This is a genomic window from Actinomadura vinacea, from assembly GCF_039532545.1.
In the GTDB taxonomy this organism is placed as follows: domain Bacteria; phylum Actinomycetota; class Actinomycetes; order Streptosporangiales; family Streptosporangiaceae; genus Spirillospora; species Spirillospora vinacea.
This window is the reverse complement of sequence record NZ_BAAARW010000020.1, coordinates 889,498-901,139: the sequence shown is the minus strand read 5'-3', so window position 1 is coordinate 901,139 and position 11,642 is coordinate 889,498. Positions and strand designations below refer to the sequence as shown.

General features: G+C 74.1%; 11 protein-coding genes and 1 pseudogene. 3 read left to right on the top strand and 9 right to left on the bottom strand.

Going from position 1 to position 11,642, the window contains the following annotated elements; genetic code table 11:
- The first annotated feature begins 7 nt into the window (after positions 1 to 7).
- Entirely contained in the window at positions 8 to 388 is a 381-nt protein-coding gene (locus ABD340_RS28675) for a DUF742 domain-containing protein (protein WP_344593077.1), read from the top strand.
- Positions 369 to 986: a GTP-binding protein gene (locus tag ABD340_RS28670; RefSeq protein ID WP_425547451.1), complete on the top strand. Its 618-nt coding sequence runs from the start codon at positions 369 to 371 to the stop codon at positions 984 to 986. The genes ABD340_RS28675 and ABD340_RS28670 overlap by 20 nt, the downstream gene beginning before the upstream one ends.
- Positions 987 to 994: 8 nt before the next feature.
- On the opposite strand, the gene ABD340_RS28665 is transcribed toward ABD340_RS28670, so the two are convergent.
- The 6 genes from ABD340_RS28665 to ABD340_RS28640 all read right to left on the bottom strand — a co-directional run bounded on the left by ABD340_RS28665 (position 995) and on the right by ABD340_RS28640 (position 7,244).
- Positions 995 to 1,321, bottom strand: coding sequence for a hypothetical protein (locus ABD340_RS28665; RefSeq protein ID WP_344593075.1), 327 nt, complete (start codon positions 1,319 to 1,321; stop codon positions 995 to 997).
- Positions 1,318 to 1,866, bottom strand: coding sequence for a class E sortase (locus ABD340_RS28660; protein WP_344593074.1), 549 nt, complete (start codon positions 1,864 to 1,866; stop codon positions 1,318 to 1,320). The genes ABD340_RS28665 and ABD340_RS28660 overlap by 4 nt, the downstream gene beginning before the upstream one ends.
- 136 nt (positions 1,867 to 2,002) lie before the next feature.
- Entirely contained in the window at positions 2,003 to 3,301 is a 1,299-nt protein-coding gene (locus ABD340_RS28655; RefSeq protein ID WP_344593073.1) for a chaplin family protein, read from the bottom strand.
- Positions 3,302 to 3,508: 207 nt separating this feature from the next.
- Positions 3,509 to 4,402 carry a hypothetical protein gene (locus ABD340_RS28650; RefSeq protein WP_344593072.1) on the bottom strand — a complete coding sequence of 298 codons (894 nt, stop codon included), beginning with the start codon at positions 4,400 to 4,402 and terminating at the stop codon, positions 3,509 to 3,511.
- Positions 4,403 to 4,613: 211 nt separating this feature from the next.
- Positions 4,614 to 5,894, bottom strand: a complete 1,281-nt coding sequence (locus ABD340_RS28645) for an NAD(P)-binding domain-containing protein (RefSeq protein ID WP_344593071.1) — start codon at positions 5,892 to 5,894, stop codon at positions 4,614 to 4,616.
- A 54-nt stretch (positions 5,895 to 5,948) separates the two neighbouring features.
- On the bottom strand, positions 5,949 to 7,244 hold the full coding sequence (locus ABD340_RS28640) for a carboxylate--amine ligase (protein ID WP_344593070.1): 1,296 nt from the start codon (positions 7,242 to 7,244) through the stop codon (positions 5,949 to 5,951).
- A 124-nt stretch (positions 7,245 to 7,368) separates the two neighbouring features.
- On the opposite strand from ABD340_RS28640, the pseudogene ABD340_RS48100 reads away from it, so the two are divergent.
- Positions 7,369 to 8,190 (top strand): annotated as a pseudogene (locus tag ABD340_RS48100) (glycoside hydrolase family 26 protein); the annotation flags it as partial.
- Between the two features lie 269 nt (positions 8,191 to 8,459).
- Here the strand turns inward: ABD340_RS48100 and ABD340_RS28630 are convergent.
- The 3 genes from ABD340_RS28630 to ABD340_RS28620 are packed head-to-tail and all read right to left on the bottom strand — an operon-like array spanning position 8,460 to position 11,591.
- Complete coding sequence (locus tag ABD340_RS28630) at positions 8,460 to 9,698, bottom strand: glycosyltransferase (protein WP_425547450.1); 1,239 nt, start codon at positions 9,696 to 9,698, stop codon at positions 8,460 to 8,462.
- Positions 9,691 to 10,875: a GNAT family N-acetyltransferase gene (locus ABD340_RS28625; RefSeq protein ID WP_344593066.1), complete on the bottom strand. Its 1,185-nt coding sequence runs from the start codon at positions 10,873 to 10,875 to the stop codon at positions 9,691 to 9,693. The genes ABD340_RS28630 and ABD340_RS28625 overlap by 8 nt, the downstream gene beginning before the upstream one ends.
- On the bottom strand, positions 10,872 to 11,591 hold the full coding sequence (locus tag ABD340_RS28620) for a YveK family protein (RefSeq protein ID WP_344593065.1): 720 nt from the start codon (positions 11,589 to 11,591) through the stop codon (positions 10,872 to 10,874). The genes ABD340_RS28625 and ABD340_RS28620 overlap by 4 nt, the downstream gene beginning before the upstream one ends.
- Between the last annotated feature and the right edge of the window lie 51 nt (positions 11,592 to 11,642).

Here is an 11,642-nt window from a genome sequence, read left to right as displayed (position 1 = left end):
CAGTTCGATGAGCGGCCCCGGAAACGAATGGCTCGACGAGGACGCGGGCCCCCTCGTCCGCTCGTACGCGCTGACGCGGGGTCGCGCCCGGCCCCGCACCCGCGGCGAGGGCTTCGAGATGATCGCCATCATCGCGACGGTGGCGACTCCCGCCTCCGCCTCGCCCGACATCGGACCCGAGCACCTGGCCATCGTCGATCTGTGCGTGCGGCCCCATTCGGTGGCGGAGGTCTCCGCCCGGATGGGGCTGCCGCTGGTCGTGGTGCGGGTGCTGCTCGGCGACCTGCTCGCACACCGGCTCATCGCGGTACGGCGTCCGCAACAGGAGAACCAGACCGTGACCGAACATCTGCTCAGGGAAGTGCTCCATGGACTCGAGGCGCTCTGACTCTCCCGATGCCGCGATGCCCCTCGCGGTCAAGATCCTCGTGGCGGGGGGCTTCGGCGTCGGCAAGACCACCTTCGTCGGCGCGGTCAGCGAGATCCGCCCGCTGCAGACCGAGGAGGTCCTCACCGAGCAGAGTGTCGGCATCGACGACATCTCCGGCGTGGACCGCAAGACGACGACCACGGTCGCCATGGACTTCGGCCGGATCACCATCCGGGACGGGCTGATCCTGTACCTGTTCGGCACGCCCGGACAGGACCGGTTCTGGTTCATGTGGGACGAGTTGTCGCACGGCGCGCTGGGGGCGATCGTGCTCGCCGACACGCGCCGGATGGCCGACTGCTTCCCGGCGGTGGACTACTTCGAGAGCCGCGGGCTGCCGTTCATCATCGGCGTCAACTGCTTCGACGACGGGTTCGACTACGCCGCCGCCGAGATCCGGGACGCGCTGGACCTGAACCCGCAGACGCCGGTCGTGCTGTGCGACGCGCGCAGCCGCGAGTCCGCCAAGAGCGTGCTGACGTCGCTGGTGAAGTACCTGCTTCAGGTGAACGGCGGGGAGCGGCCTTCGTCGCGGAAGGCCGGCCAGCTGAGCTGACCCTCGGCTCAGCCGTCGAGGGCCCAGTCGTCGGACTCGGTGTCGGACTCGGTGTCGGACTCGGTGTCGCACTCGGTGGCGGTGTCGGTGACGGGGGCGATGCCGATCCCGGGGTCGGTGTCGTCCCAGTGCGGTCCGGCGTCCACGGGCGGGGCGGGCGGCGGGATGAACATCGCCAGCCGTCCGTCGATGGCGCGCAGCAGCGCCACGTCCTGCGGGGTCTCGCGGTAGAGCGCGGCACGCAGGTCGCGCAGCTCGTCGGGCGTCATGGCGTACAGGGGCTTGGAGATCCAGGCGGGCGGCGCGGCGGTGAATTCGCGCAGCGACGCGTTCACGCCTCCCCCCTGGCCAGGACGACCAGCCGCTTCCTGTCCGAGCCCTTGGGATGGCAGCTGATGAGGGTGAGGGCGCTGTGCCGGGGCGCCTTGCCCCGGTGGAACGGGACCGGTGCGAGGACGCTCGTCCTTCTCGGGGAGATGATCTGCTTCGAGTACACGCGGAAGGTGTGCGTCGTGCGGCCGGCGCGCACGATGACGCGGTCGCCCGGACGCATCCAGTCGATGTTGTGGAAGGGGGCCAGGTAGGTGGTGCGGTGCCCGAGCAGCACCGCGTTGCCGATCCGGCCAGGCATCGCTGTCCCGGGGTAGTGGCCGATGCCGCGGGCGAGGACGCGCTGGGACACGCCTTCGCGGATGGGGCGGTCCTTCAGGTTCAGGCGAGGGATCGAGATCCGCGCGAGCACGCGTCCGGGAGCCTGGGCAGGAGCGGCTGCGGGGGCGGGCGCGGGGGCGGTCACGGAGGGGGGCAGGTGGGCCGACGCCGCGGCGGGTACCGGCGCGAGCGTTACCAGCAGGACGCCGATGACGGCCGGTGAACGCATGTCCTCTTGCTCCTTCGGCTGGTGTCCGGGGGTGTGTGTACGGGGGGTGTGTTCGGGGGTGGGTGTCCGGGCGTGCCGGTGCGGGCGCGTGTGGAGCGGCGCGCCCGCACCGTCACGGGTGAACCCCGGTCTCCGGTCAGGGGCTCAGCGGAGTCCCGCGGCCGATGTTGATCGGCAGCCCTTCCAGCGGCAGGGTCGGCTTGTTGGCCTTCTGCTGCTGGTCACCGTCGGGCCTGGGGCCGCCGTCGGACTTCGCGGGCGACTGCGCGGGCGGACGGCCGGGCTGCTGCGTCTGCGACTGCTTCTGCAGCTGCTGCTGGAGAGGCTGCTGCGGCTGCGTCTCCTGCTCGTCGGCCTGGTCCTCGGTGGGCACCTTCACCTGCTCGAACGGGCGGACCGGGACGCCGAGCGCCTCGACCAGGTCGCGCACGGCGTCGAACGGGTCCGGCGGGTTCTGGACGGCGAAGCGCTTGGCGGCGGGCGCCGGGAGCGTGGCCGGGTCCTTGGCGCGCGCGCTCTGCCCGGTCGGGACGTCCGTGGTCAGCGCCATCCCCTCCATGATGCTGTCGGTGAGGCCCTGCGCCCCGGGCAGGCCGGTGGCGTCGGGCAGCCCCTCGGTGGCGGGCAGGCCGAGCGTGTCGGCCATCCCGCGCGTGAGGCCGTCCGAGTCGGGGACGTCGCGGCGCTGGTTGGCCGTGCCCTGCTCGCGCTTGGTGGACGGCAGCTTGACCGGCGACGGGACGTGCAGCGGCTTCTTGGCCGCGGGCGACTTGGCGACCGGGGCCTTCTTGACCGGCTTCTTGGCGGGCTTCTTCGCCGCCGGAGGCACGGCCTTGGGCGCGGGCGCGGCGGGGGGCGCGGGCTGGGGCAGGGCGGGCGCCCTGTCGGGCAGGCCGATCGAGCCCGCGAGGTCGCCCACCGACCGCACCGGGTCGGCTCCGTGCAGCGGCCCGGTCGGCAGCCCGTCCAGGGCGCCCGCGGGGGCCTTGCCCGAGCCTTCGGCCGAGGTCCGGTGCTGCGAGTAGCCGTGGCCGCCGTTCGGCTCGCCCACCGTCGCCCCGCCCCGGCATTCGGCCTTCGCGACGCCGATGACGCCGATGGCGTTGCCGCAGACGTTGATCGGGGTGTTGTCCGACCGGTCGGTCTGGTTGCCGCTGCCGATGCTGTGCTTGCCGGAGGTGACGTTGCCCTTGCCGTGGTACACGTGGGCGCCGCCGTAGCACCAGGCCTTGGCCACGCTGACGATGCCGACGGCGTTGCCGCAGACGTTGATGGGCGTGTTGTCGGGCGCGTACAGCTGGTTGCCGCTGTAGGCGCCGTAATCGCCGTTGGTGATGTCGGCGGTGGCGGAGCCGGGGCCTAGCCCGGCCCCCACCATGGCGAGGCCCGCCGCCACCAGGGCGGTGCGGGCGATGTTGTTCGTCCAGTTCCGCATGTCCTACTCCTTCAATGCGCAATGCGGTCTAACGGATCGGATGGATCGGGCAATGGCGCGCGGACGCCCACTGCGTGAGATGGGTGAAGCGGTCGTGCTGGAAGCCGGGATCGAGTGGGCGGCACTTGGCGGCCGGCCTGGATCCGTTGGGCGCACCCTCCGCGGTTGGAGGGCGCGGGCCGGTACTGGCGACCGGCCGTGGACGTCCTAGTCGGGGACGACCATCGGGCGCGCGGGGGAGGACTTGTCCTCCATCGCCGCCGCCGGCAGGGCTCGCGCGTCCACTGTCGCGGGCGCGGCCTGAACAGGGGAGGGAAGGGTGCCGCCCGCCATCGGACCGGGCGCCTGGCCCGTCTGCAGGAACGCGGCGCTCACGTCCTCGTGGCCCGAGGGCATGACCGGCTGCGGGGCGGACGGGGCGTGCCCGGTGCGGGCGCAGGACCGGCAGCCGGCCCCCGCGGACGCGCCGGAACGCAGCCCCGGGGCCATCGTCGAGAACGCGTCCCGCGGGCTCTCAGGCCGCCGTGCGTCCGTTTCGCTGTCCTGGGCGTCTCCGGGAACGCTGAATCCGCCGGAGTCGAGCAGCGTGCCGTTGGGCGCCTTCTGGCCGGTAAGCGGGGACAGCAGGTCGTCCACCGCACGCCGGTCCGAGGGAAGGCCGGTCTTCCTGATGAGCGCCGTCCCGGCGGGACGCAGCTCCTCCAGCCCGGACGCGTCGGAGACCCTCCGCACGCCGTCCACCAGCCGTCCGACGGTGGTGGAGGGGGCGTGCAGCAGCCGCCTGCCGCCGACCACGCCGTCCAGCTCCCCGGCGGGAGTGTGCGAGAGCACCTCGCCGTACGCCCGCTCAGTGTGCGCGGTAAGGGCGGGGGCGAGGTCGCCCGTCTCTCCGCCGAGGTCCGTTGCGGACGCGGAAGCGGCGGCCCCGGACAGCGCGGAGAGCAGGAGCCAGCCCGCCAGCGCCAGCCCGGCGACGGCCGCCGCCTGGGCGAGCCGACGGGAGAGGCTCCGCGGGGGCTCGGCGGCGGACCGCCGTGCGCGGGCGCACGGCACCGGACCCGGGGCCCAGTGGGCCCCTTCGCGGATCGGTGCCGGCTGCATGCGCGGAACTCCTTGGAACGTGCGTCCGATTGACGTTGGGCGACAATAGCAGCACTGACAGTAATCATCGCCCGTATTGGTTTCCGGTTGGCGTGTCCTCGTGTTCGCACCCAGCCTGTGCCGCGGCGCCGTTATGGGCGCGGCGTTCTACCGATTGTTTGCCTTGCTGTGGCGACCTTTGGATCGGGTGTGCCCGGTCGGGTGTGCGCGATCAGCCCGGCGGGGTGGTGCCGGCGTACGGCGGCGCGTCCCGCGCATCATCGGCCCTGGTCACAGAGCTCTTGCTGGACACGCTCCCGCTCTTTGCCCGCGCCGCGATGTGCGCGGCGATCCGGCGCGCGGTGAAGTCGGCGCCGTGCACGAAGCGCATGACCGGCCCGAAACTCGCAGCCGCGGCCAGCCCGGTGAAATACAGCTTCGGCAGAGAACTGTCGAAATAGCCGCCGAGCACGGGCGAACCGTGCGTGAGGCGTACCCGCTCCCGCAATTCCGGCGCGAGTATGCCGATCCGGTCGAGGTCGGGAATGTATCCGGTGGCGGCGATGACGTGGTCGACCTTGTGCTCCCACCGGTCGCCCTCGCGCCCGGTCGTCGCGACGACCGCCTTGCCGCCCGCCTCCTCGGCGCCGGTGACCACCCGTCCGGTCATCACGTGCACGCGGTGGTCGAGCCGGTCCCGCAGCCACCACGCCCCGGCGGGGCCCATGGTGGTGCGGACGAGATGCCGCCGCGCCCCGTCGGGCAGCAGCCGCGTCGCCCACGGGTGCTCGGACCAGATCCACGTGCGGTAGCCGCGGCCGAGTCCCGAGTGCGGTCCGCGCACGGCCCGGTCGGCCAGCGACGGCGACGGGACGGGCACCGCGTTCCAGGCCAGTCGCTGGGTGCGGGCGAGGACCTGCGGCCGGGCGCCGGCGTCGGCCAGCAGCACCGCGGTCTCCAGCGCGGACTGCCCGGCGCCGATCACCGCGACGTCCTGGCCCTCGAACCGGCTCAGATCGCGGTGCGCGACGCTGTGCGTGGCCAGCTCGGCGGGCAGCGCGGCCAGCTCGGCGGGCGTGTGCGCGAACGCCCGCACGCCGATCGCCAGCACGACCGCGCGTGCCCGCGCCACCTCGCCGGTGGACAGCTCGACCGCGTAGTCGTCCCGCCGGTCGTCCCGTTCGACGCGCACGACCTGGGCGTCCTCGGTGTCCGGGACGTGGGTCTCGGCGAACCAGCGTCCGTACTCGACGAACGTCCGCAGCGGGATGGGGCGTCCGGCGCGCCATCCCGGATGCCGGTCGGTGAACGTGGCGCCCGCGACGGGGGCGCCCAGGCTGGAGGCGAACGGCTCGGACTTCAGGAACATGCCGCGCGGCATGCCGGTGTCCCAGAACTCCATCGGCGTGCCGATGACGCGGACGTCGAGGCCGAGGTTCCCGAGGTGCGCCGCGGTCGAGAGACCGTAGGGTCCGGCCCCGACGATGAGCGCGTCGGCCGTCGAGTCGTGCATGCGTTCCCCCCGTGGTGGTGGCCCGTGGTGGTGGCACGTGTGATGGTGTTCCGGCTACCGCCCGGTCCTGCCGCGCCGGGACCCGGCGCGGAGGCCGCGGTCGAGGCCGCGCTGGAGGACGCGCTGCAGGCTCCGGCGGGTCATGGACGCGAACGGGGCCGGGTCGTCGGCGGCGAACCAGGCCCGCTCGCCGGCCTCGCGCAGCCGCCGCAGGATCGGCGGGCGCCCGGCCGGGTGGGTCAGCGCGTGGTGCAGGAAGTGGTTCTCCACCAGCAGCGTGCGCCCGTACCGGGGCCGGACGGCGGGCACGGCGCGGCCGGACTGCTCGAGATGGACGATCCTGACCAGGTCGAGGTCCAGCCCGTCGCGGAACAGCCGGAACTGCGCGCCGAGCCGGGGGTTGAAGTCGAGCAGGTGGTAGGCGCCGACGCGGGCGTCGAAGCGGAAGTCCAGGTCGGCGGTGCCGACGTAGCCGAGCATCTCGACGATCTTGTGGGCGAGCCGTTCCAGCGCCGGGTTGAGGACCCATTCGCCGAGGACGGTGTGGCCGGCGTCGCGGGGATGGGCCAGGTGCTTGCGCCCGGTGGCGCCGAACAGGCAGGCGCCGTCCCGGTCGAAGTGGCCGTGGAAGAACCAGTCGCCGCCGTCGGGCGGCACGTGCCGCTGCAGGATCGGCGGGCCGGCCGCGCCGCCGCCTTCCGGGCCGCCGGGGTCGCCGGTGGTGCCGGAGGCGAGGAGCCGGTGGACGCCGGCGGCGGTGCGGGCGACGACCGTGCCGCGCCGTCCGGGCGGCAGCAGCCACGGCCGGGGCCACTTGACGACCAGCGGAAGGCCCAGCCGCGCGATGGCCGCGTCCACCTCGGCGGGCGAGCGGGGCACGCTGCTCTCCGGGCAGTCGATGCCGTACCGCTCGCACTGCTCGATCAGCAGGGACTTGTCGGCGACGCGCCGCGGGGCGGACGGGTCGGGCGCGGTGAAGGTGAAGCTCTCGGCGAGGGCGGGCGCGTGCTCGGCGATGAAGATGGCGCCCGCGTCGTCCAGCGGGATCAGCAGCGGGCGGCGGCCGATCCGCCCGCCGACGAGCCGCAGATGCTCGGCCAGCGCCTCGGGCGCGGTGTGCGGCGACGGCCCCCACGGGTGGCGCCGGCGCAGATGGCGCGAGCGCGCGGCCGGGACGGAACGGCCCTCCAGGATCGCGTGCACCGGCACGCCGGCGCGGCCCAGGGACCGGATCGCGCCCAGCGTCCCGTGGTGGAACGGGTTGCGGTCGGTGCGCAGGAGCAGCACGGGGAGCCCGCCGTCGAGCGCGGGCGTGCCGGCCGGAGCGCCGGCCGGCAGAGGCGGCGACATGGTCAAGCCGCCCATTCCGCTGGGATTTTCATTCTTTTTGGTGCTTCCTCTGGAAACGTAAATTCTGCTTTCGGTGCGGTGGTCCGGCTGTTCATCCGCACGGCTCATCGGGCATACGATACGCATGAGATCCGGCGCTGACCATCGTGCCCGGCGGCCATTCGGCCATGGCCGGGCAAGATCTCCTTTTGGTATTCTGTGCCGAACGGCGGCGGGTCTGACGGCCGTCGTCGCGGTGGCGGTCACGGCGATCGTCGAGACCCGGCCCGATCCCGGGGCCGCCGGGCGGACCGCGCGCGGAACCCGGCCCGGAACATCCCCCGAAAATCTTCCCGAAAACCTCCCCGGAACGGCGCGCGAAAGGCGCCGCGAAAAGCGGTCCGGCATACCGCTGGGCGCGTTTCTCGGGTCCGGTGCCGAGGGGGTCGCGCGGGTCGCGGCGTTCGAGCGCTGGCTCGGCGCCCCGGTCACCGTCGGCCGCACCTACCTGCCCGGCGGGACCTGGCAGGGCGTCGAGGGCCCGGCGGAGGTGCTGCGGCCGTGGACGCAGTGGCGGCGCGGCGGGCGGAACCGGATGCTGGTGGTGAACGTCCCGATGCTCGCGCCGAACGAGCCCGGGATGCCCGACCCGGTGGTCGCCGGGCTGCTGCGCGACGGCGCGTCCGGCGCCTTCGACCAGCACTTCCGCACGCTGGCCGAGCGGCTGGTCGCGGAGGGGGCCGGCGACACCGTGCTGATCCCCGGCTGGGAGATGAACGGCATCAGCTACAGCGGCCGGTGCGGGCCCGACCCGATGGCGTGGAAGGGCTACTGGCGGCGGATCGTGGCCACCATGCGGGCCGTCCCGGGCGCCCGTTTCCTGTTCGACTTCACCGCCTCGCGGGGCCGCGACGCGGTGCCGTGGACGGAGTGCTATCCGGGGGACGACGTCGTCGACGTCATCGGCTCGGACAGTTATGACCAGCCGCCGGGCGGAACCTTCGCGCAGTATGTGCACGAGCCGTTCGGGCTGGCCGACCAGGCGCGGTTCGCGGCGGTTCGCGGCAAGCCGCTGTCATTTCCGGAGTGGGGGCTGTTCCGAAACTCCGACAATCCGGATTATGTGCGGGGGATGTACCATTGGATGGCCGAGAACGGCGTGCTCTACCACACCATCGCCGATTACTGCCCGCACGGCGTGTGGCAGTGCAAGGAGAATCCGCGTTCGTCGGCGGCCTATCGCGAGCTGTTCGGCGGAAGGGGCGGAAAGGCGTCGCCCGCGCGGCCGGCGGCGACCCCGGATTCCGTGCCCGCGTCCCCCGAGGGAACCGGCACCGGCCCCCGTCCGGCCAACTCGGCGGTGAGAGCGGACAGCAGCCCCAGCGTCCCGGACAGGTCGAAGCCCTCGGACGCGACCGCGCCGGCACGGCCCTCGGCGTCCACGTCCTCGGGACGCGCCAGCCTTGAGACCAGTTCGGCGGCGAGTGCCCCGGGTTCTTCGGGCGGGACGAGCGCGCCCGCCCCGTAGGGGAGGACCTCCGCGAGCCCGGGAACGTCGCTGCACACCAGGGACCGGCCGCGCGCGAGAGCCTCCAGCGCCACCAGCGGCAGCCCTTCCCAGCGGGAGGGCAGCACCACGAGGTGGGCGGCGGCGAGCCAGGCGCGCGTGTCCGGCATCGGCGGGACGAACAGCACGCCCGGCAGCCCGTCCGCCGCCCGCCGCAGCCGGGGCAGATCGTCCCCATCGCCGACGAGGGCCAGCAGGGCGCGCGGGCAGCGTTCCCTGACCGCGGGCCACGCGGCGAGGAGCACGTCCTGGCCCTTCTGGCGGGTCAGCCGTCCGACGCACACCGCGAGGGGCGCGTCGGCGGGCAGGCCGAGCGCGGCCCGCGCGGCCCGGCGTTCGGCGTCGCCGGCGGGGGTGAACAGGCTCCGGTCGACGCCGTTCCTGACCAGCCGGTACGGGCCCCGCACGCCGGCGTCCTCGCCGAGCCGCAGCTCGCCCGAGCCGACGCAGACCAGCGCGTCGGTGCGGCGCCGCGCCGCGTGCCGTTCCCAGCGCAGCGCGGCCGCCGCCCCCGCGCCGGTCGCGGCCAGCCACGACCAGCCGTGCGGCTGGAAGATCGTCGCGGGCCGCCGCGTCCCGGCCGGGCGGAGCAGGCGCCCGGCGAGGCCCGCCTTGGCGGAGTGCAGGTGCAGGACGTCGGGTGCGAAGTACCGCACGATCCACCGCAGCGCGCGGGCCTCGTCGAGCGTGCGCGGGCCGGGCGAGCGTCCGGCGTTCCAGGGGATGTGCGGGACGCCCGACTCCGCCAGCCGAGCCGGGAGCCCATCGCGGCCCACGCGGGTCTCCGGGCAGGCGACCGCCACGTCCCAGCCGCGGCGCGCTTGGTCGGCGGCGGCCTGCGCCACGTACACCGCGACGCCGCCGTCGGTGGGCTGGCTGACGTGCAGGACGCGCACACCCTCAGCCACGCGCGGCCCCGCCCGCGGGCACCGCGCCGCGGCGGCGGTGCCTGCGGGCGCTCAGCTCGGCGCGGCAGCGCGCGGCGGCCGCGTAGGTGGAGGCCACCGAGGGCGTGCGCGCCAGGATCAGCCGCTCGTTCGGCACGGCGAGGGGCCGCCACTTGCGCTTGTACGGCTCGTCCCCGCGCAGCATGCTGAGCGACGGGACGCCCGTCCCCCGCGCCACGCCCAGGTCCTGCCGCAGCAGCATCAGCGTCACCTCGATGATGTCGCGCAGGCCCGCCTCCGCCCCGTACAGGTACGCGCCCACGAAGTCGTGGCCGATCAGCACCAGGTCGGAGGCCACCAGGCCGCCCTCCCAGCGGTACTCGAAGAGCGCGGCCTGCTCGTCGCGGATCATGCCGGTCAGCGCCTCGGCCAGATGCCGGCGGAACCGCGGCCGGGTGTGCTCGGGGTTGATCGGACGGCCCTGCCACTGCTGGATGTGCAGGTCGAGCAGCCGGTCGACGCCGGCGGCCGCGAGCCCGGCGGGCACCGGCGCGACCGCGATCCCGCACGCGTCGATCCGGCGGAGCTTGGCGCGCAGCTTGCCCGCGCTGCGGCCCGGCAGCCGGGCGATGATGTCGCCGATGTCGGCGGCGGGCAGCTCCAGGCAGGTGGACGCGGGAGTGCGCCACGACGGCCGCGGCCACGTCTCGGCGACCGCGTGCGCCGCCGAACCGGGCCTGACCTCCTGGAGGTCGAGCGCGGACCAGCCGGGCGCGGCCAGCAGCGCGCGCGTCAGGTGCCAGACGGCGGCCTGGCCCTCGTCCCCGGCCACGAGGAAGTCGGTGTAGTCGCTCTGCGGCGAGGCCAGCGGGATGAGCACCGGGCAGCCCCAGCGCCGCACCGCCATCATCGGGGCGGCCGCCACCAGACGGCCGTGCCGCCGGACGAGCACCAGGCGCAGGCCGCCGCGCTTGCCGTAGTTGCGCCACCACGCCGTCAGCCACGCGTGGGTCTGGAACGGGGTGGCGGCCGGGCTCCGCGCGTAGAGGTCCCGCCACTCGCCGGCGAGACGGTCCAGCATGGTCCCGTCACGGTAGAGCTCGGCGGTCCAGCCGGTGGAGCAGCCGCTTCCCACGCCGGCCACCGCATCGGTGACGGTGGCGGCCTCCACGTCCGTCCTCACTCCGACGTCGGTCATTGGCCCGCCTCCGCTGTTAGCGCGGATCCCTTCGTCTTGGCCTCCTTAGGCTCCTTGGCCTTCTTGCCGGCTCCGGCTCCGGCCTCGGCTTCCGCGGCGATCTCGGCCCTGGCCGCGGCGGTCGCGGTCTGGACGACCTCGCGGACGCGCGCGGCCACGCCCGTCGCCGCCACCAGCCCGCCCAGCAGCAGCCCGGTCGCGAGCCCGACGGCCGCGTTCAGCGGCGGGTTGGGCGCGCTGGGCGCGAGCGGCACCGAGGCCTGCGTCATGAGGGCGACGCGCACGCCCGTGTCGTGCTGGTGCGCGTTGCCGTACCGGACGAGCGCGTCGGCGGTCGTGTTGGCCAGCTCGGCCGACAGCATCGCCGTCGCGGCCGAGGCGGTGAGCCGAACCAGCGGGGTGTCGGGCGAGGACGACGCCTGGATGTGCGCGCGGGAGCGTTCCAGCGCCGCGGCCGGGATCGGCTTGGCGGCCCAGGACAACGTCTCCCGCAACGCGGCCAGCCGGCCGTACGCCTGCGCGAAGTTGGTCGCCGCGGGACCGCCGTCGGGATCGGACACCACCAGGACGTAGGCCGTGGCCGAATAGGTCGGGGCCTTGAAGAGCCCGTACCCGAGCCCGCCCAGAAGGCACGTCAGCACGATGGCGATCGGCACGCCGAACCGGCGGCCGAGATTCTTCAGGACGCGAACGGTGAGAACGCGCATTACTTGCATGCCTGGCCCTTTCGATGGAGGCGCGAATTTCGATGAAGAGTTCGATGGAGG